Origin of the sequence: Solibacillus isronensis, assembly GCF_900168685.1 — a bacterium.
Classification (GTDB): domain Bacteria; phylum Bacillota; class Bacilli; order Bacillales_A; family Planococcaceae; genus Solibacillus; species Solibacillus isronensis_A.
Genome location: NZ_FVZN01000014.1, coordinates 1,716,270 through 1,734,691 on the forward strand (window position 1 = coordinate 1,716,270; position 18,422 = coordinate 1,734,691).

Annotated in this window: 25 protein-coding genes; 9 read left to right on the forward strand and 16 right to left on the reverse strand. The window is 32.9% G+C overall.

From position 1 onward, the window contains the following. Window positions 1-192: 192 nt before the first annotated feature. Together B5473_RS17160 and B5473_RS17165 are read right to left on the reverse strand one after the other, a co-directional pair. A complete protein-coding gene (locus B5473_RS17160) occupies window positions 193-1,446 on the reverse strand; it encodes a DUF4179 domain-containing protein (protein WP_079527372.1) in 1,254 nt (417 codons plus the stop codon). Then, window positions 1,443-1,940, reverse strand: a complete 498-nt coding sequence (locus B5473_RS17165) for a sigma-70 family RNA polymerase sigma factor (RefSeq protein WP_079528790.1) — start codon at window positions 1,938-1,940, stop codon at window positions 1,443-1,445. Before B5473_RS17165 ends, B5473_RS17160 begins: the two co-directional genes overlap by 4 nt. A 210-nt stretch (window positions 1,941-2,150) precedes the next feature. Between B5473_RS17165 and B5473_RS20990 the strand changes: the two genes are divergently transcribed. Both B5473_RS20990 and B5473_RS17175 read left to right on the forward strand, forming a co-directional pair. After that, the gene (locus tag B5473_RS20990; protein WP_254865362.1) at window positions 2,151-2,381 is read left to right on the forward strand and encodes a hypothetical protein; all 231 of its coding nucleotides are present in this window, start codon (window positions 2,151-2,153) and stop codon (window positions 2,379-2,381) included. A gap of 281 nt (window positions 2,382-2,662) precedes the next feature. Then, complete coding sequence (locus B5473_RS17175) at window positions 2,663-2,830, forward strand: aspartyl-phosphate phosphatase Spo0E family protein (RefSeq protein WP_079527376.1); 168 nt, start codon at window positions 2,663-2,665, stop codon at window positions 2,828-2,830. Window positions 2,831-2,967: 137 nt separating this feature from the next. Here the strand turns inward: B5473_RS17175 and B5473_RS17180 are convergent, their stop codons facing one another. Further along, window positions 2,968-3,411, reverse strand: coding sequence for an NUDIX hydrolase (locus tag B5473_RS17180; protein WP_079527378.1), 444 nt, complete (start codon window positions 3,409-3,411; stop codon window positions 2,968-2,970). Between the two features lie 212 nt (window positions 3,412-3,623). Beyond that, the gene (locus B5473_RS17185) at window positions 3,624-4,880 is read right to left on the reverse strand and encodes a nitrate/nitrite transporter (RefSeq protein ID WP_368483383.1); all 1,257 of its coding nucleotides are present in this window, start codon (window positions 4,878-4,880) and stop codon (window positions 3,624-3,626) included. 644 nt (window positions 4,881-5,524) lie between these two features. On the opposite strand from B5473_RS17185, the gene B5473_RS17190 reads away from it, so the two are divergent. Both B5473_RS17190 and B5473_RS17195 read left to right on the forward strand, forming a co-directional pair. Beyond that, window positions 5,525-5,677, forward strand: a complete 153-nt coding sequence (locus B5473_RS17190) for a YrzI family small protein (RefSeq protein ID WP_079527383.1) — start codon at window positions 5,525-5,527, stop codon at window positions 5,675-5,677. 259 nt (window positions 5,678-5,936) lie between these two features. Then, on the forward strand, window positions 5,937-6,131 hold the full coding sequence (locus B5473_RS17195) for a DUF4017 family protein (RefSeq protein WP_079527385.1): 195 nt from the start codon (window positions 5,937-5,939) through the stop codon (window positions 6,129-6,131). 77 nt (window positions 6,132-6,208) lie between these two features. Here B5473_RS17195 and B5473_RS17200 read toward each other — a convergent pair whose 3' ends face one another. Then, window positions 6,209-7,228, reverse strand: coding sequence for a CAP domain-containing protein (locus B5473_RS17200; protein ID WP_079527387.1), 1,020 nt, complete (start codon window positions 7,226-7,228; stop codon window positions 6,209-6,211). An 836-nt stretch (window positions 7,229-8,064) separates the two neighbouring features. On the opposite strand from B5473_RS17200, the gene B5473_RS17210 reads away from it, so the two are divergent. Continuing rightward, on the forward strand, window positions 8,065-8,331 hold the full coding sequence (locus tag B5473_RS17210) for a YesK family protein (protein WP_079527392.1): 267 nt from the start codon (window positions 8,065-8,067) through the stop codon (window positions 8,329-8,331). Window positions 8,332-8,587: 256 nt separating this feature from the next. On the opposite strand, the gene B5473_RS17215 is transcribed toward B5473_RS17210, so the two are convergent. From B5473_RS17215 to B5473_RS17240, 6 genes are all read right to left on the reverse strand, one after another. After that, window positions 8,588-9,022: a GNAT family N-acetyltransferase gene (locus tag B5473_RS17215; RefSeq protein WP_079527394.1), complete on the reverse strand. Its 435-nt coding sequence runs from the start codon at window positions 9,020-9,022 to the stop codon at window positions 8,588-8,590. Between the two features lie 39 nt (window positions 9,023-9,061). Next, on the reverse strand, window positions 9,062-9,544 hold the full coding sequence (locus B5473_RS17220; RefSeq protein WP_079527396.1) for an NUDIX hydrolase: 483 nt from the start codon (window positions 9,542-9,544) through the stop codon (window positions 9,062-9,064). 211 nt (window positions 9,545-9,755) lie between these two features. Further along, complete coding sequence (locus B5473_RS17225) at window positions 9,756-10,325, reverse strand: nucleotidyltransferase domain-containing protein (protein WP_079527398.1); 570 nt, start codon at window positions 10,323-10,325, stop codon at window positions 9,756-9,758. Window positions 10,326-10,430: 105 nt separating this feature from the next. Then, on the reverse strand, window positions 10,431-10,829 hold the full coding sequence (locus B5473_RS17230; RefSeq protein ID WP_079527401.1) for an NUDIX hydrolase: 399 nt from the start codon (window positions 10,827-10,829) through the stop codon (window positions 10,431-10,433). 58 nt (window positions 10,830-10,887) lie between these two features. Continuing rightward, the gene (locus B5473_RS17235) at window positions 10,888-11,280 is read right to left on the reverse strand and encodes a DUF5412 domain-containing protein (protein ID WP_079528792.1); all 393 of its coding nucleotides are present in this window, start codon (window positions 11,278-11,280) and stop codon (window positions 10,888-10,890) included. Between the two features lie 196 nt (window positions 11,281-11,476). After that, window positions 11,477-12,298, reverse strand: coding sequence for a DUF2268 domain-containing putative Zn-dependent protease (locus tag B5473_RS17240; RefSeq protein WP_079527403.1), 822 nt, complete (start codon window positions 12,296-12,298; stop codon window positions 11,477-11,479). Between the two features lie 381 nt (window positions 12,299-12,679). Between B5473_RS17240 and B5473_RS17245 the strand changes: the two genes are divergently transcribed. Continuing rightward, window positions 12,680-13,051 (forward strand): spore coat protein, encoded by a 372-nt coding sequence (locus B5473_RS17245; protein WP_079527405.1) that lies wholly within the window; start codon window positions 12,680-12,682, stop codon window positions 13,049-13,051. Between the two features lie 229 nt (window positions 13,052-13,280). Here the strand turns inward: B5473_RS17245 and B5473_RS17250 are convergent, their stop codons facing one another. From B5473_RS17250 to B5473_RS20735, 4 genes are all read right to left on the reverse strand, one after another. After that, window positions 13,281-13,871, reverse strand: a complete 591-nt coding sequence (locus B5473_RS17250) for a GNAT family N-acetyltransferase (RefSeq protein WP_079527407.1) — start codon at window positions 13,869-13,871, stop codon at window positions 13,281-13,283. A gap of 88 nt (window positions 13,872-13,959) precedes the next feature. Continuing rightward, window positions 13,960-14,460: a GNAT family N-acetyltransferase gene (locus B5473_RS17255; protein ID WP_139377761.1), complete on the reverse strand. Its 501-nt coding sequence runs from the start codon at window positions 14,458-14,460 to the stop codon at window positions 13,960-13,962. Window positions 14,461-14,824: 364 nt separating this feature from the next. After that, window positions 14,825-15,265: an NUDIX hydrolase gene (locus B5473_RS17260; protein ID WP_079527411.1), complete on the reverse strand. Its 441-nt coding sequence runs from the start codon at window positions 15,263-15,265 to the stop codon at window positions 14,825-14,827. Window positions 15,266-15,482: 217 nt separating this feature from the next. After that, window positions 15,483-15,623, reverse strand: coding sequence for a hypothetical protein (locus B5473_RS20735; protein ID WP_176142101.1), 141 nt, complete (start codon window positions 15,621-15,623; stop codon window positions 15,483-15,485). 166 nt (window positions 15,624-15,789) lie between these two features. On the opposite strand from B5473_RS20735, the gene B5473_RS17265 reads away from it, so the two are divergent. Genes B5473_RS17265 through B5473_RS17275 form a run of 3 tightly spaced genes read left to right on the forward strand, consistent with a single transcriptional unit; the run spans window position 15,790 to window position 17,605 of the window. After that, the gene (locus B5473_RS17265) at window positions 15,790-16,818 is read left to right on the forward strand and encodes a DUF1835 domain-containing protein (protein WP_079527413.1); all 1,029 of its coding nucleotides are present in this window, start codon (window positions 15,790-15,792) and stop codon (window positions 16,816-16,818) included. A gap of 48 nt (window positions 16,819-16,866) precedes the next feature. Beyond that, window positions 16,867-17,355: a magnesium transporter gene (locus B5473_RS17270; protein ID WP_079527415.1), complete on the forward strand. Its 489-nt coding sequence runs from the start codon at window positions 16,867-16,869 to the stop codon at window positions 17,353-17,355. A 55-nt stretch (window positions 17,356-17,410) separates the two neighbouring features. Beyond that, window positions 17,411-17,605, forward strand: coding sequence for a hypothetical protein (locus B5473_RS17275; protein ID WP_079527417.1), 195 nt, complete (start codon window positions 17,411-17,413; stop codon window positions 17,603-17,605). Between the two features lie 189 nt (window positions 17,606-17,794). Here the strand turns inward: B5473_RS17275 and B5473_RS17280 are convergent, their stop codons facing one another. Next, a complete protein-coding gene (locus B5473_RS17280) occupies window positions 17,795-18,232 on the reverse strand; it encodes an NUDIX domain-containing protein (RefSeq protein ID WP_079527419.1) in 438 nt (145 codons plus the stop codon). Window positions 18,233-18,422 lie beyond the last annotated feature (190 nt).

The following is an 18,422-nucleotide window of genomic DNA, read 5'->3' on the forward strand; positions in this document are numbered from 1 at the left end:
TTTCCCCCTAATCGTGATTCTTTTGCTTGTATATTATTATATACAACACAATATAAACCACCTTTTTAAGATAGTTAACGCCATTAATGGAATAAAGTTCCTAATACAGATATCTTTATAAAAATGGACAGTAAAAGAAGCATCGTTTCCTGAAGAAATCGATGCTTCTTTTTAACTAAATAAACTGAGTCGTTATTGAGTCAAATCTATTTTAAGTTCAACATCCGTTGCTATCGGGTTATCAATGTAGTTGATCCACAGTTTTGCTCTGCCATTATAAGGCTCGTAGTACTCTCTATAATTATAACCTTCATGTGGAGACATAGAAAAACTGCTTCCTTCAGATTCAAGTGACGTACCATCCTCTTTTTCAGCAGGAAACAAGTGCTGGCGGCCTTGGTCGTCCTTGACTGGTGCGTTTAGGTACACATCGTTGCCGACAACTTTAATATCCCAGTCAATGAAGTCTGGTTTGAAAAGAACTTCCTTTGTTGTGAAGTCAACTTCGATATAATCTTCGCCTTTTGGAACAGCTTGAATTTCACCAATATGGACGATGATTTCATCTGAATCATAGAAGTAGTTGCTTTGTAAATAAAACGTGTACTTACCTTCTCGGAACGAACCACTACCAACTAAACCATTGCGAATAAGCTCACGTTTACTACCGTTTTTAAGCTCCAGTGAGATGTTATCGAGTTCGACAATTTGCATCGTATTCGATGGATCTGGATTTACTTCTATATGAATGCGTAGTGGTGTCCGAATGATTTTATTGATTGTCAGGCGTTGACCTTGTGCAGTAATCGTTGAGTTCGGTTCTATTACTTTGGCTTTAGCAATCGGTTTTTCTAGTGAGAATGGGATCGAGATAGTTTGTTTATCACCATCTCTCATTTCAAATTCGACACGGAAATTAGGATTTGTCGTATCAAGCGGTTGATCGAGTGTCATTTCAAGCAAATGATTACTGTGCGCAACCGGCTCGTCTAGACCGTCCATCGTCCCATAAGTTACGCTGTTTTCAAGCAGTTGGTCACCTTGGTAAATGTTTACAGAATAGTTATGATGATCGCTTTTTTCCGTCGGGTAATCAAAATCATACATTAGCATAATACCGTATTCATCGATAATCGCACCTTGAAGTGTAATCGTAACGTCCTTGTCTTGCACAAGTATGCCAAGCTCCTCGTAGTATTCATTGGCGATGGCATCTTTTATCCCCTCATTTTCCTGCACGAGCTCGACGATAACACTTAGCCCCGGGATTTTAGCGGCATAGCTAGCAATCGTAGGTGAGACACGGACCGTTAGCAAAAAACTTAAGAAGATGATAGCTACTGCAGTGATTCCCTGCCACTGTTTCTTTCTACGTCGTTCTTTTTTTAGTTTTGTAAATGCATTAATACGTCCTTGGCGTAGCTTATCTTTTGGAATGTCAATCATAGCCAATCCTCCTTCTGTCCAGCGGCTTTACGCAGTTTTTTTAAAATGGCGTGCAGCCGTGATTTAACGGTGCCTTCTGGAATATTTTGCAGTTCGGCAATTTCATTGTTTTTCAGCTGCTGGAAATATTTTGCGTAAACAAGCTGTTGTTCTGTAAGCGTAAGTAAGTTAAGAAGACGACTGATGTCCGAATAAACTGGGGCTTCACTAAGGCTGGTCTCTTCAATTTCCACGGTTTGGATCCGTTTTTTCAGCATATCGTTACAGCAGTTGATGAGTACACGTACGAGCCAAGTACGCGCAAATTCGGGCTGTTTAACGGTGTGCATTTTTTTCAGTGCCTTATAGGTCATTTCTTGCATCGCATCAAGTGCGTCCTGCTCATTTTTCAAATATGTATATGCGATCGGGTAAAGCACTTCCTCGTCTTGTTCAATCAGTTCCAGGATTGCTTGTTGATCCCCAGCGGTAGCTTTTTCGAGTAAGTTTTCCAACATGTGCCACCTCCTTATTTATTAGACTGTAGAAAATTTGATTTCGTTCAAACCGAATGAAATTTTTTTTTAGGTTTGCATGAATAGGTTATAACTTATCGTTAAATATTAACAAATACTCGTAGACATAAAGAGGGAATTAGACGAGTTTACACTTTTGAAGTTGGCACACTCCCTTTTTCAAAAGCATAATTTACATAGAAAGGGTTGATGACAATGCCACCATGGCAACATAAGATTAATTACTTAATAGGACAACCGATTGGTATATCCTTCGCAAATGGGCAAGGGACATCCGGAGTACTTTGTGGTGTATCAAACGGAAAGTTACTTGTTGTTGAATACCTGTATCAAACACAGTTCGCAATGAAACAGTATGAATTTTCATTAATTGCAGATATATCTGGTTTTCCACCTTGTAATCAACAACGTCTATATTAACAATCAATGGATATAAAATTACAGCTCAATTTGGGCTGTTTTTTCTTCAATTTCTTATTAATTTAAGTTAAAACCAAACGTATTGTCTTCAATAATAATTCACCCTCATTCCTAAACCCTTTTGTTAACTACGATTCCTAAAAGCTATATTCAAAAATTTATTTGGAAAAATTTTTCATAATTAAGGTTTAACTTTTATTTTTATTGTGTACTTACATAATATATGTATTTTGTAAATTATTGTATCTATTTTGTATATTAAAAATGAGGAGAGATTACTAATGCCTACTATTTTAAAAAAGGTAAACACTAAAAAAAATGTTGAAACACTTAGAACTGCAATGATAAAGTCTGGTACTGAAAATGGTCTAAATCATCCAACTACTATAAAATTAAGTCAGAACTTAGATAAATTGCTAAATGAATATACTCTAATTTTCAGCAATTAAATTATAAAATAACCGTTTTAGGAGTTAATAATATTTTAGCCAAAAAGATACGAATGCTGTGATAACTACAACGTTCGTATCTTTTTGGCAAGAACTATAATTTATGTAGCTTTTCTAACCATCATGTTTGTTCGATATTACTTTATGTATCCAATCTTTTCTAAAATTTTTTGGGTAGTATAATTTAAGTCGGGTAAAGATTCTAATGGAAAATAAGCCAACTCCAAACTTTCTTCATCTTTCCTTATATCCCCACTTATCTCACTAGCCTTAAAGATAACAGTGGCATTGTATATCTCATCCCCATGAGGAAATTTGTAATAAAACTCTTTACCTGAAGCTACTCCTAAAACCTCTAAGCGATTTGTAATGAGTCCCGTTTCTTCATACAATTCTTTTTTAGCTGTTTCTTCAAAACTATCGCCCAACTCCATCCCGCCTCCTGGGATTCCCCAATCTTTAGTATCTGAGCGTAATTGTAATAATAACTCATTTTCCTTATTCATCACGATGATTGCTGATCCAGGAGCAATAATTGGTCTTGTTCCAATAATACTCCTAAGTGATTTAATATAGTTCATCATTTTCTCCTTTTTAATAAAGTCTTATTTAATTATTCTTCATAATCAAGAACTCCTCCTTCTATATATACCACTTTAGTTCAATGTCAAATACCACTTATAAGTCCTTAAACGAATAAAGACACATTTCTTTTAAAAAGAAATGCGCCATATAATTATTATTTAAAAAATTATCCGTACTACCTTTATACGTGGATGTTTTCCGCAAACACTCATACTTTCTCATTTCTGAATTCGTAACGTTTATATTTAAACATTGTTATAGTTCCGAGTATAGGTCCAATCGCAAGTATAAAAAATGCCCATTCCCAACCGATCATTCTCTGAATAACAGGGATCAGATTTATCGAAAATATAGTAACCAAGAATCCGATACACATTTGAAAAGTAAGTGCTGTACCTACATACTCCTCTTCGGCTATTTCTGATACAGCTGCGGAAAATTGAGCGGAATCAGCTATAATGGATATCCCCCAAATAATAGAAATTATAATCGTTAACAAAATATATTGACCAAATGTAAAACCTATCATGATTGAGCAACTAGCACTGATCAACATTGAAATAATCGTTAAATTTGCTCTTCCGATTTTATCTGAGATTAGTCCACCAATCACACAACCAATACCACCTGCAATTCCAATCGAAATAAAAGATGACAGTCCAATAACCCAATGAGGAATTTCTGGTGAATAGGTTGAAAAACTGGCAGTCATAAATAAGGGAAGCCATGTCCACATCGCATATAATTCCCACATATGGCCGAAGTAACCGTAGTTTGCAAGCATTACTGGTTTATTCTTTATCACTTTTTTTAATACTTTTAAAGAAAATGGCAATCTTTTGGATTTTACGGGGGCATCATCTAATATAACCGAAACAACAAAGGCTGAAAATAAAGCCAGTACTGAGCTGCAAATAATTACATACTTCCAACTTAATGAAGAAAAGAATATTACAATAAAATGGGGTAATGATGATCCTAATGTTAAGGCGGCAATTAAAATTCCGATCGCCAACCCACGTTTTCTTGGAAACCATTCTGATAACATTTTGACAGCGACTGGATATATACCGGCGAGTGTTATTCCAGTTAATATCCTTAATAGAATTCCGATAAAACTTGAATCGGCAAAAATTAATAAGGCATTTAATAGTGCACCTAAAAATGCCGATATCGCAAAAACCTTTCGAGCGTTGAAACGGTCAGCAATCCCAAAATAAGCACTAAATAATGCACCAACTACAAAACCAATAGGAACAGAAGCCGAAAACCAAGCCTCCGAATTAGGGCTGAGATTCCAAAGATCAATTAGTTCTGGTGCAATAACTGAAGCACTATACCATAAGCTTAAAGCACACAATTCTGATAATCCAATCCACATTAATGCTCTCCATGAACCTTGAATCATCATACCCCCCATTGAAATAGAATACCGCGCTTCTATCTCGAATTTATCATTTCCCACATTTTAAGCGAAATCATTTTACTATCTTCAATTCCCCTTTCAGTTAGGGGTATTCCCTTAATAATAATTTCGGTTGCAGGATATTAAAATATATGATGTTTAACTCAAAAAAAGCTTTTTATCTATGAGAAAAAGTACAATTCATTTCAGCAGAATTGTGCCCGGTTGATGAAGACTTTTCAACTAAAGCCGCTTAAATACATACATTAATGATAATCATAATTTTGCTTTAAATCGTCTGTTTGTTCCTGTGAAAATTAGGTAACTAGCCAGGAAATTCAACAGAATCATCATTCAATACATTTACATTTTTTACACTTTTTATAAAAAATGTAAAAAATATGTTTACTTTTCATATGGTGATGAGTATACTTACACAGTAATCAAAAAATTCTAAGGAGGTCGAAGAAAATGATCGTAATTAATAAATTCATGTCACTAGTTGTTACAGCTAAAGCTAAAGCGAAAACGAAAATCACACATTCGACCAGTCTGGAATGGATTGCTTAAATTTTTTAATTAAGTATGCCCATAACCGCAGGGAGGAGTGTGCCCCTGCGGTATTTTTGTGCCTTTTTTTACCGCAGAGGGAGTCTCTCTGCGGTTTTTTCCATTTTTAGGGCACTATAAGGAGGTGATAATCCATGATATTAAACTTTTTTACCCTTTCGATAGCTATTACAAAACGTGAGCGTGAGATCTCTCGTGAGAAAGCACTTCATGAAGAGAAAGTAAAAAAAATCTTTGAAGAGAACAAAAGAAAAGTAGAAGATTACACTCGTCAACGTCATTATTAATTTTGGTAATTTAAAACAATGAAAGGTGGGAATTGAAATGATTTTTATAAGTAAGAGAAGGTATGCAGTTTTATGGTTGGAGAAGGACTCCACATAGCTAACAAACAAAATAATATAGAGTAATGGATTTTGCAGTCTTCATAAGCAACGGACTGTGCGAAAAGTAGATTCTTTTCAAACAGTCCTACATAAGGGGGGTAACTATCTACTTTTATTGAGGTTATAATAAATGTATTGAAAGGAGGTAAATGAATTAATAATGAAAACAATTATTCCTTTATTAGCTTATTTAATCGTTTGTATAATCGCTGTTATGCTACCTGCTTCTGATGGTTATAATGCGATAGGCTGGAAATTGCTAATTGGACAAATTTATGCAATACCTGTCTTAATCGTTGCCATTTTAGTTACTTTATTTATTAATAAAAGACATTCTCATAAAACTAACTTTTAATTTTCAAAATAAAAAAGTTAGGCTACTTAACGCCAATAGAAATTGGTCGCCAAGTAGCCTAACAGTAATGTTATATTTTATAGTTGAATAAATTGTTGTGTCCAATAGTAACCATCTTCAACAAACCCTACACCAATATGTGTGTAATTGGCATTCATAATGTTTTGACGGTGTCCAGGTGAATCCATCCATGCTTGTACCACTTGTTGTGGTGTTCTTTGACCTTGTGCAATATTTTCACCAGCAGAACGGTATGAAATCCCTGCAGATTTAATCTGATCAAACGGGCTACCGAAAGTTGGGCTAGTATGTGAAAAGTAATTATTTTTCGCCATATCTGCTGATTTTGCATGGGCTACAGCCATTAATGGAGAATGTATTTCAAGCGGTTTTAAGCCTGCTTTTGTACGTTCTGCATTTGTTAAGTCTACTACTTGTTTTTCAAATTCAGAAACTGATTGACTAGCATTGTTAGTCGTTGTTTTTGCTGGTGCTTCTGCTTGTTGGTTATTTGTGTTTGATGGTGCTTGTGTATTATTATTTGTCACAGGTGTAGCTTGTGTTGTATTTGTATTATTAGTTTCTGGTGCAGTTTCTTCTTTTGCCGGTGCTTGAGGTGCTTTTGCACTGTTGTTGTTTGTTACCGGTGTAGCTTCTTCTTTTGCTGGTACTTCAGGTGCTTTTGCATTATTGTTATTTGTTACTGGTGTAGCTTTTTCTTTTGCTGGTGCTTGAGGTGCTTTATCCTCTTTTTCTACTTTTTTATTAGTAGATTCTTTTTGAGTATCTTTATTAGTAGTAGCTTTTTCTGCTTGTACTACTTTGCCCTCTTTAATTAATTTATTAGTATCTAGATTTACCAAAGCTTTGTTGATTAAATCTTTAGATAAAATCTCGAACTCTCCATTTTTTGAAGAAATTTGATCAATTATCTTTAAAGCCAACCCTTGATAATTTTCGCCTTTAATAATTTGGATATGTTGAGTATTTGTACCTTTCTTTTCCTCTGTATTTAAACTTGCTGCATCTGCTGCAGTAAAAGATGTTGCAAATAATGTTGCTGCACATAATGATGTTGCTAACCATTTTTTATTCATTTTTGAATTCCTCCTCTTCTACAAAACCTATGTTACCGTACAAAATGTGTAATAAAGGGTCCATAAACTGGTAAGAGTAACATTCTATTACTAAACTCCATAAAATCAAGTGTTTAGAAACTATAAATTTCACAAAATCATCCAGAAAAAAAGTATACTACCACCGAATAAATATTGACAGATTTTTAGATTTATTCAATTTGGGTTTACTATTACGTTTGTTACAAAATGATTACAACGAAACACCCCCTAATCCTACTAAAGGAGCATTTGTTTCATGTTTAAATAAATGGCTCTATAACTGAAAAGGACCCCTTCCTTATAAAAGGAAAGCGCCCGATTGTAAACTTTTTATTTGAAATCGTCATTGTATTGCGTATTGTATAAGGTAAACAAATTCAAGAGTGTGTTTCACTTCGTTTCATTTTTTTATAACGAAGACTTAAATCAGCAAAATATAAAACGGTTAAAACTATTGGGATTATAAAATCACCAGAATTATACCAAACAACAGCATACAAAAATATCAGAACTAATAAACCCATCCATAAAACACGAATAAACTTTTCCTTGTTGTCTAATTGCCAAAAGAACAACTTCATAGTATCACCTATCCTTTAGTGATTTTTTTCGATAAATAATATTTCGATGTCGAATTAGGTAGTTCTGTTGTTATATGTTCTTATAATCGTTGGGCTTGCAATTATGGATCTAGGCATTTGCTAGATGGTAAAGTGAATGTTACTGCTATATAGTTTAGGGTAGTTGGTATATAAATAATAAATAATTCTAGAAATTTCCCCAGGTTACGGAAAAACATAACAGGAGGTAATTAAATGAATGCTTTGATGTTAGAGGGATGGACTCCTATATTACTATGCGGGATTGTGTTTGCAATTGGGATGTATATAACATCTCGTAATGTTTCAAGAAAAGCTTTAATTTTAACCGCCACTGTATTAAGTCTAATTTGTATTGGATTAATTATTTTTAGCAAGGATATAGTTGGTGGTTGGGATGGGATCCTTTTGGCTTATTTCGCCATTACTATTTTTGCAGGTGTATGGATAGGTACTTTTATTGGTGTTTCCCCAAAGAGGTAAAATAAATATCTATTTTAAGCTGCTGCTATATAAAGTTTAATAAAAGTTCCAAAAAGAAAGTTAGGGAATGGACAGAAAGACACAAATGTTGATATATCAACGTTTCGTGTCTTTTATTTTGACTATTGGTTCTGAAACATTTTATAAATATAACGAAAACAACCGATAGAACAGAGTTAGTACAAATGGTGTTTAATGAAAAGTGATGCGACCCTTATTAAAGTTTTACCCCGGATTGCTGAAGTTAGCTTTTAAATTACTTAGACTGTGGTAACATTTTAATAAAATATTTTGGTGACTCTTCAAATCCTTGTCGTATATAAAATCTATGTGCATCAATTCTTCTTGAATGACAATGTACTTCAACTCTGTCGCACTTTCTCTTTATAGCCAATTCAGTACAGTATTCCTCAATCTTACGCCCTATTCCCTTACTTCTTATGTTTTTATCAACAGCAAAATAGCTTATTCTTGCGAAATCCCCTTTAACAGCTAATTGAGGTATAAAATGAACAGAAATTAAAGCCATTATTACTTTATCTTCTTCAAACACTAATAATTCCTCATTTGGATCCTTTAGAAGTGTTTCAATTTTTCCTTTTATAAAAAGTTCTGTATCTGGATAATCTAACTGTGTTAATAATGAAGATATCTGGGGGTAATCATTAAGCTCCACTTTTCTAATGCCCATTTATTCTATTCTCCCATCGATAAATTTAAAAAGTATATACTATATAGTACATTTCATTATTTCCTGATAAATTATATTCCATTTTGGATAATAGTTAGAAATGTCTTTAGGATTTATAAAGATACGTTGGGTGGATTCATATCTTCCTTCAAATGGTAAAAGTTTAGTAATATTCATTTTATAAAATACCTGAAAACCGACTTTTGGATATGGACTGCTTTCGTTCCACATTGGATTGTCATGATGGTCTACGATTATGTACCCTAACAACCTACATTCTCCTTCAATATAACCTTCTTCTAAAGCTTCCCGTTTAAAGCATTCTTCAGGAGTTTCCTCAGGTTCAATGTGTCCAGAAGGGAAATCCCATCCCCTATCATTTAAGTCGACTAATAAGAGTTGATCATCCTGAAAACAAAAACCATGTACACTTGTAATTAAATTATATTGAGGGAGTAAGGTATTTTTTTCCCATGTTAATTTAACTCTTGATTCACCCCAATTGGCGTAAGTTGTAGTCATGTTTCTCCTCCACCTCAAAGCTTCTTTGAATCATAATGTTTATTTCACTTTCGACAATGAACATTATAATTCCTTCTAAAAGCCACGAAGACGTGACTAGAAACTTCCTCTTAGAAGATTATTTAATGAAGACAACCGCAATCCTTATTAAAGAATTGCATCCGCTTGTTGGATAATGAACAACATATTTTAACTGATTAGTTGAAAAATATCAGATTAAAAATTTAATCCAATTATGTTCGGGTGTGTGAAGTTCAAGTGCTGATTTAAGCCATTGTCTCTTCTTATAACCAAGATGGTCCTTTACAGTATTAAAATCTTGATGGTCTTTTTCTCTTGTATTCTTCGCCTTATATAAAAGTACTATTTCTGGATTTAGATAGGGAATACCAATTTCAGAATAACTCCACACTGAATTTAGTGGTGAGGAAATCCTCAAATCTCTTCTGAATTTCCAATCATTATCTTTTGCTTCGTTTAGAAGAACTTCAATTTGATCTCCATTTAACTTATTGGTAGCATGAATTTCGTGTATAGGTAACTCTAAAAATTCATTTCCCCAATTATGGAATTCACTTTTAATTATTTTCTTAAAATTCCATTCTTTAAGATACGCTTTTAAATTTTGCTGGTCTTTTCGAAATATAGCAATCTCTATATCTTTATGTGCTCTTGTTTCTTTTCCCATAAAAAGATCAATCGCCCACCCTCCAGCAACGAACCAAGTTTTATTAAATTTCGCCATCAAAGAAGTTACATTTTGGCATTGTTCAAATGACATAAAAATCCTCCAAATCTAAAATTCTTACTTTTAAAAGAGCATATACAAGCTCGATAATATTTTTACATCATTCAATAAACAAACTGATTTTGAATAACATCACCCTCATAAATTAAATAAGGACTGAACTTTTAAAGCTACTTCTTTTGGTTTAACGTCAATACACGATAACATTTTTATATCTACCCACATTGGCAAATATATTCCTCTCGCTCTCTCTTTGTCTGTGTATTCTTCACCTTGTCCAGTACCAAATGTTCCATTAATGATTTCAGTTAAGAAAAAGTGTTGAGTTCCATTATATTCAATTTTTGCTAAGCACTCATTGATCTTTACCTCTACTCCCAATTCTTCATATGCTTCTCTTTTAGCTCCTTCTTCTGGAGTTTCCCCATTTTCTATTCCTCCTCCAGGAAAAACAAAGTAAATCGAGTTATCTCTAATTCTTTTAATTAACGCTACTTTGTCTTTTTCTACTATTATTACTGAAGCTCTATCCCTCATAATCCTGCCCTCTTCCATTCAAGTCTTATTATTTCCGGACAAAACTGTGAAAACTGAATTATTGATTACGAAAATCGAATTTTTCTTTAGGAACTTCAAGAGTATGTCCATTAATAACTACTGTTTTATTATCTAACCACTCAATTTTGGCTGTTGATTCTCGGTAATTCCAATAGATATTTTTTGTTTTACCATTTTGCTCATTAAATACTAATTCACCTCGTACAGCATCAGCACTTAAGCTTGGACTCGATACATAGGCTTTTAAAGTATACGTACCATCAGGAGAGGTTTCTTCCGTAAGATATTCACCAGTAGGCAACCTTTTCATATCGAAAAATGCCCAATAAACTCCATATCCAATAAACCCCATAAATAATAAGCCCATAATGAGTGCAATCTTTACTATCTTTTTTCGCCTTGCCCCTTTTATTGTTGAGTTAGCAGTCATACCATACACCCCTTTTTTATTTTGAGGATAGGTTAAATAATTCCTTTTATTGGAGACTTTTTTTATTTTATTTTGTTCCAGCAGCATCGTTTGGTAGGATCCTTTAAATTTTTTTCACAAGTTCTCAAATGTAAAAAAGAGCCCTTCCTTATTCAATGAAAGTGCCCAATAGTTGAAGAGATAGTGCAATTTAATTTTAATTTTTTGTGCTATGTAACTTATATGTCATAACAAGATCTTCCGGATCAATCTCAAATAGTTGATTTAAATTTTCAATTGGATAACGTTTTATATAATCCTTTACAGCATTGTAGGCAAACGAATAACCAGCCATATAAGGAATTTGTTGTTTTACGCTTCCGAAGCAAAGTGGTCCTTTAATTGCATCATCATTTGTATTTAAAAATTTTTTTGCTTCTGCAATATAATTTTCTTCTACTTCTAAAGTAAAACTATCGCTCCACCAGCGTTTATCTTCAAATAATTGCAAGCTAAAATATTCAGCTGTCCCCTCCATTTTGTACCAATCTTTAAGTGGGAATTGCTCAAGTGTTAACTTATAAATAGGATTTTGCGGTGCTGCATGATGTAGCTCGTGTGCTAGTAAATAGCGTAAGAATGATAGGTCCGGATCTGCAGGAATAGCAATCCAAATGCTCTGACTACTATTCGTAAATCCATTTGTCCAAATCGATTGGTCTATATTCGAAAACCAAGGAAAAGGAAGTGCAGGTACAATTGTGATTTGTAAATTATCATCAAGTTCAATACGCTGTTTAACAAGTTGGACGGTTTCATTAACAACCTGTTCAATCAATTCCTCATTCCAACTGTGAGCAAGTATATCTTCTGTTGGCAAGTCTAAGAATTTAAAAAGTTGAAAACGTGATACAATATCTTGCCATTCATTCATCCAACTATTTGAATTGATCGTAGGGTGAATCATATTATATAAATAAATATGACTGTTATCTTTATTATCATTTAATAATTGAGGTGTTAATTGTATGATTTCCATTTAAGTAACTCCTTCTTGTATACTCTCAAAGTATGATTTCTATAATATACATATATATTTCCATAATAGCTATATTTTTACTTAAATACAATAATTCGCGGTATATGAAAAAGTCCCCTAAACTGCCTTTTGTTAACATTCTCTCTAAAGAATATTATTTAATTTGTCTCCTTTTAAAAAATCTTAAACATAAACCTATATAGACACTCTTCTAATAAAATAAATGCCTAGATTATTTCAAGCAGCTAGTTAATCAGCTAATAGGCTAAACACCATTTGAATAAATTCAGAGTTACCTAAGATATTCGTCCACAGTCTTTTTCAACTAAAGCATAATCTAGTGACGTAATACCAAATAAACTCGAAAGGAGATGATTATTTATGCCAGTTACTGGAAACCAAAATACTGAAGATAATTTAGAAGTAATTCAAACTCAAAATCAAGGGTTATTGATTCAAAATTCTCATACTGTTGACGTAACTCAAACGGAAGTACAAGGTCTTGTGGTAGTTCAAGCTGCCCTACAAGCTGCTATCGAAGCTGCAGTTGTAGTTTTAGGCTCCAATGAAAATGCTGATGTAAGCAATCTTCAAAGCATAGCTCAAAATTTAGCAGTTACTCAAACCGAAACACAAAACGTTACTATTATTGACTCTGATGCAATTACTGTAAGACAAACAGAAGTTCAAATTGACGTAGTAGTTCAAGCAGCCATCCAATTATTAGCTCAGTTAGCTTTAAGAGTCGCTTAAAAAGGAATTTACCCTCTTAAATTTTGTAATACCGATTAATTGTAAGAGCTATCCTACAAACTTGTGTGGATAGCTCTTACCTATTTTAATGATTCACAACGTCCCTGTTCATTTTCGATAAAAATAGTTCAAATTAGTAATACTATTTTTTAGATGGAGACTAAAAAAGACACAATTCCTTGTTATAGAATTGCGCCCTATTATTGAATACCAGCGAATTATTAGCGGGTTAGTTAATCTTATTAAATTCACTTTTTAGTAACGTGTAATGATAATATAATTGATCTTCTATCTTAATATTCCCACTAAGTTGAAAGCCACATTTATCTAATACTTTATTTGAAGCTACATTACGCGGAAGAACTACAGCATTTAATTGTTCAACATCGTTGTTTTTAAATAAGTAATTTATTAACCCATTTACTGCTTGGGTTGTGTACCCCTTGTTTCTAAAATGCTTAGAAATAGAGTAAGCAACTTCTCTATTCGGTCCACTTAGTTCCTCTTTAATACCAGTATTACAGAAACCAATAAATTCGTCAGTTTCTTTTAAAACAATTCCCAACTTCAGCCACCTTTCACCTATGCTTGGAACATTAGCTAAAAACTCTTTATTTTCCGGAATCTCATAATTTGTAACCCAGTCTAACCTTTGTTCCCTAGTCGAACGCCAATCCGGCAAAAACTCATAAACTTCGGGTTGTGAAGTCAGTTCATAAATAGCATCTACATCTTCTATTCTAAACTCTCTTAATAAAATTTCACCGCAGTCTATTGTAAATAAATCATTCAAATCATTTTCCCTCCAAAGCAATAACATTCTTCGCTAAGTTGGATAATTCCTTCTTCAAAACTGCTGGTTAGTTCACAATCTGGTTATTCAACATGACCCGTTAGAATTTATCAGCTTAAAATTCTCCACCTGAGTCAAGTCTAATTTCATAACCCCACATCTGTTCATTTTCTTCTAACTTTTCGTAAGTATATCCGCATCTAGAAATCAGTTTTTCCCAATATGTTACTGAAGGGCGGTTTGCTTTTAATACATGCAATGTGCAAACTCCTCTATTCTTACTCCAAAATTCTTTACATATGCTTTCACATATTCCTCTTCCTCTGCTTGTTTGAATTAAGAAGATTTCATCGATAGAACACACATTTTCTTCATTACTACCAGAATGGGAAAATACAACAAATCCTATGGGTTTCTTATTCTCGGTTATACAAAATGAATTCAGACTCTCATCATCTATAAGTTGTTCAACTTGCTCCGATAAATAATTACCTTGGCTATCAATCTGCGTCCCAAGCAAAGGATTATATTTTGAAAGTTCATGGACATATATATTAAATAAACTTATAAATGCATTTTTCATTTCTGATGATTTTATTAATTCCACTTTTTTCACCCCAGAGATATTTTATAGTAGATTCTAAATGATTTTCTCCTTTTACGGTCAATGGCTAAATCTAAAAATCACACAATGTATTGTTCCCTCCATCAGATTAACTGAACACCTGGTCAGAGTTCCATCTAGATCAAAAATTGTGCTATCCAATCAAAATTCACTTCTTAAACTAATTTGATAACCAACTTTAATATCCTAATAGTACCATTTAAAAATATTTTATATATTCACTTTTTAAATGAGATACTTAAATTATTAATATCGTAAAATTCCCCTAGTTACTAATACGTTCTTCCACAATATGCCCTTTAAATGAAAAAGGACCCCTTCCTTATTCTAAGAAAGCGCCCTACGAAATGTATAGCTAATATTCCACCTGTAAATTATCTTGTAGTATTTTCTCTGCAAGTTTAATGTTTTCTTTTAGAAATAAAGGTAGTTCCGTATGTGCAAGAACCTCTGATGTAGTCATCCAAATAACATCATCCACTTCTTCAGTACTTTTAGCGTAAGGCTCTCCAGACTTATGATGACATAGGAAAACGATATCAATTACATTTATCCCTGATTCTGTCACGAAGGAGGAGCTATTTACATATTTAATGCCTCTAATTTCGCTACCTACTTCTTCAAAAACTTCTCGTTTTAATGTTCTTTCCAGAATATCAGATGAATCACCTTCAATTTCACACTTTCCTCCTACTAATGAGAGCCCTCCACCAGCATGCTCTTCCTTTTCACTTCTGTGGATTAAAAGCCATTTCTCATTGCGACGAATTGCCCCTTCTACATTTACTACAAACATAAAATACCCCCTGAAATTTATACTATATCCTTGAGCACTTGGCCCATTTCAATTCGTAGACGCATTTTTCAACAATATCCCTTTAACCAGATCACATACCAATCATCACCACATTAAAATCCTTATTCAACAATATGGCCCTATAACGCAAAAACACGATTTTCTCATTGAAGAATCACGCACTATATTTAAAATCAATAGGATGCAATTAGTTGGTCTAAAAAAATTCTATATACTTTCTGGTAAATGATGTTACTTCTTGAGAAACTTTTCCATCTTTATTATCAACTAATGGTAAAGTTTCTTTGTTTGAAGCTTCCTTACCAATGCTGCGCTCAATATTAAATTCTTCAACCAATTCAACCCCTTATATTTCCATTTTAGAAGATTGAGAACTATATGTATATTATTCCTTCCAATTTTATTCAATTTGATTTTATATTCATTAATATGCCTTTTAATGAAATGAAGGCCCCTTCCCTTAATTAGATAATGGTAAAATTGTAAAAAAGGAGGTTTTTTAAATGTCTGATGAAATGAAAGAAATGATTAATCATTTGGATGATACAGAATTAAAATCATTATTACTTCAAGTCTTTTTGCGTATGCAATTAGTTGAGGAGAGAAAAGGTTATTCAGAGCAGCAATTCTTTTTAGATGTAAAAAATATATATACCGACCTGTTAGCGTATAAAAATAATCAAGCAAGTAACCTACAAACACAATTTCACACAACTCATCTTGTCTTTGGTGATTCACCCGTTGGTAGTTTAAGGGTCGCTTTAAAAGAGTCCGATTTAATACAACATGAAAACATCATTAACATCTCAGATATATTTTCGATAGGTCCTATTTGGAACTTACATACGTCAGAAGGTATCAATAATCGCTACAACTGGTTGCGTACTCATATAAGTATGGATGATGAAGTGCTATTTACTTACGAAGACAACTTTAATAAAAACATATTAGCGCTCGAGCAAATTCCAAGCCATCATAAAATTATTATTTGGTCTGGAGAAAATGCACATGAGCAAACCGCCTTACGATTAATGCTCTATATATTAAAAGAAAAAACAAACGATATTGTGATGATCAATATCAATGAAGCTTATAAAATGCATTTTGATCGAGCTGAAATTGAATTTACCCCACGACATATGGGTGAAATTTCAGCGAATCAATTAAAACAAATGTATGAAAATAATAAAAATAGTCATGTACTCACACAAACAGAACGTAAAACATTCGAACAACAATGGTTACAACTATGTGTTGAAAAAGAGGTTTTACGCATCTGGGAAAATAACGAAATCGTAAGTGTTTCAGAAAATTACTATGATGAGTACATCGTGGATACAGTGAGAAATTTTGAAGAAAATAATCCCTTTATAAAAACAGCCAGAATTATAGGCGAAGTAATGGGCCATTTAAATCAATATATTGGCGACCGCTTTATCGAGTATCGTGTCATACGCTTAATTATGAATGGCGTCTTCGATATGGAAGGTGTGCTGACAGCAATGCGCTATTATAGCATTAAAATCAAATAATACATTAGCTATTTAGCCTATGTCACAACAAATTTTGGAGGTATTTAAATGAGCTATTGTTCATTTATAGCATCAAATCTTGAAATGCCAGAAATAGAATCCAAAGCAAAATATATTACGGTCAAAGAAGCGATTGAATTAGAAATAACACCGCATGAATTGGTGCCTTGGGAGAAGATGGACCCGAATGCCCAAGTCTTATTTGTTGAAAATGAAGAGGATTTAAATGAGTTAGTAATCAATAAAGACTGTTATTATAACGTAAGTGAATATACAGGCTATCCATTTATATATGAAGTAAATTTTAGCTATTCAGAATTGAGAGTTAAGCAATTATTGGATTACTTAAAAGACAATTTAAGAGACGGACAGATAATAGAACTATGGCGAGTATGGATTGGTCATGATGATAACGAACTAAATATACCGTACAGTAGGTTTAATCATAACGAATTATCTCTCAATCATCTGATCCAGATGTATGATTGGAACGATGAAAACTATAAAGAACAATATTGTATAGTATTAGAAAAATAAAAGTATTCTAATTCAGAAAGCATATACAATCCCATTCAAAAAAGAGGTGAATATTTTGAAATCATTAGGTATCGGGATTGGAACATTTCTAACAGGGCTTATCTTATGTACATTTTTCTCAAATATTTTTAGTTCTGGTTCACCCGAAAACGGTAGTTCTTATTTAGGTTTTATAGGATCCTCAATTTTATACTTAGCAAGTATAATGGCAGTATGTACATATGCGATTATTAAAAAGATAAGTAATTAATAATGAGTAAATTAAAATAATATTCCTAGATGCAAAAAATCGGTAAACGTTGTTGCAGTGTTTACCGATTTTTTATCGGAACATTATTTATACGAGATTTTATGTACATCAATGAAACGTCGTTACTATAGTAGCTTTTATACTTGTTGGGCATAACCTTTAATTTGCATTAAAACTTGTATAGCCAATCTATTTTATAAAGTCAAATATTTTTAAATCCACTTCATCTATGTGACCGATCTTTTCCTCTAGGTCCCATAATCGAATTTCTGATGTCTCTTTATTTTTCCGAAATGGTTGAAGTTTTTCAAGAGTAGTAAAATAAATAGGATTATATTTAATTACACCATTTATTACGTTTTTCACTTTTAACAAACCTTTAAATTCCATATTCAAAACTCTTTGCCCAGTTTCTTCGTAAAGTTCTCTTATAGCACAATCTTTCGGTGTTTCATTTGCTTCCCTATGGCCGGCTGGTAATTCCCATTGTTTTCTTAAAGTGTTATAACATAAAAGATAGTTGCTATTACATTTTATTACTGCATATGATCCAGCCAATCGGTGATAGTTATATATTTCAGTTTCTTCTACAAAAATAAATTCAAGGAATTCAAAATCACTATTCATTGTATGTATAATTAATCCCCTCCCCTAATTAAATCCCTTCTCACTCTACCCCAAATCTTTATATATTGTAATTCCAGAAAAATAATAAAAACCCTTTTTGCCAGCTTCATCCCTAAAGGGACTTAAAGAAAAATTATCAAATATTTTTAAAATATAATATTATCAAGTATTTAATATGTTATGATATTGC

Bases quoted from the DNA above. Each gene is read 5' to 3' on its own strand.
- B5473_RS17160 (WP_079527372.1), bottom strand. From the start codon at position 1,446: ATGATTGACATTCCAAAAGATAAGCTACGCCAAGGACGTATTAATGCA.
- B5473_RS20990 (WP_254865362.1), top strand. From the start codon at position 2,151: ATGACAATGCCACCATGGCAACATAAGATTAATTACTTAATAGGACAA.
- B5473_RS17175 (WP_079527376.1), top strand. From the start codon at position 2,663: ATGCCTACTATTTTAAAAAAGGTAAACACTAAAAAAAATGTTGAAACA.
- B5473_RS17180 (WP_079527378.1), bottom strand. From the start codon at position 3,411: ATGAACTATATTAAATCACTTAGGAGTATTATTGGAACAAGACCAATT.
- B5473_RS17190 (WP_079527383.1), top strand. From the start codon at position 5,525: ATGATATTAAACTTTTTTACCCTTTCGATAGCTATTACAAAACGTGAG.
- B5473_RS17195 (WP_079527385.1), top strand. From the start codon at position 5,937: ATGAAAACAATTATTCCTTTATTAGCTTATTTAATCGTTTGTATAATC.
- B5473_RS17200 (WP_079527387.1), bottom strand. From the start codon at position 7,228: ATGAATAAAAAATGGTTAGCAACATCATTATGTGCAGCAACATTATTT.
- B5473_RS17210 (WP_079527392.1), top strand. From the start codon at position 8,065: ATGAATGCTTTGATGTTAGAGGGATGGACTCCTATATTACTATGCGGG.
- B5473_RS17215 (WP_079527394.1), bottom strand. From the start codon at position 9,022: ATGGGCATTAGAAAAGTGGAGCTTAATGATTACCCCCAGATATCTTCA.
- B5473_RS17220 (WP_079527396.1), bottom strand. From the start codon at position 9,544: ATGACTACAACTTACGCCAATTGGGGTGAATCAAGAGTTAAATTAACA.
- B5473_RS17225 (WP_079527398.1), bottom strand. From the start codon at position 10,325: ATGTCATTTGAACAATGCCAAAATGTAACTTCTTTGATGGCGAAATTT.
- B5473_RS17230 (WP_079527401.1), bottom strand. From the start codon at position 10,829: ATGAGGGATAGAGCTTCAGTAATAATAGTAGAAAAAGACAAAGTAGCG.
- B5473_RS17235 (WP_079528792.1), bottom strand. From the start codon at position 11,280: ATGACTGCTAACTCAACAATAAAAGGGGCAAGGCGAAAAAAGATAGTA.
- B5473_RS17240 (WP_079527403.1), bottom strand. From the start codon at position 12,298: ATGGAAATCATACAATTAACACCTCAATTATTAAATGATAATAAAGAT.
- B5473_RS17245 (WP_079527405.1), top strand. From the start codon at position 12,680: ATGCCAGTTACTGGAAACCAAAATACTGAAGATAATTTAGAAGTAATT.
- B5473_RS17250 (WP_079527407.1), bottom strand. From the start codon at position 13,871: ATGTTATTGCTTTGGAGGGAAAATGATTTGAATGATTTATTTACAATA.
- B5473_RS17260 (WP_079527411.1), bottom strand. From the start codon at position 15,265: ATGTTTGTAGTAAATGTAGAAGGGGCAATTCGTCGCAATGAGAAATGG.
- B5473_RS17265 (WP_079527413.1), top strand. From the start codon at position 15,790: ATGTCTGATGAAATGAAAGAAATGATTAATCATTTGGATGATACAGAA.
- B5473_RS17270 (WP_079527415.1), top strand. From the start codon at position 16,867: ATGAGCTATTGTTCATTTATAGCATCAAATCTTGAAATGCCAGAAATA.
- B5473_RS17280 (WP_079527419.1), bottom strand. From the start codon at position 18,232: ATGAATAGTGATTTTGAATTCCTTGAATTTATTTTTGTAGAAGAAACT.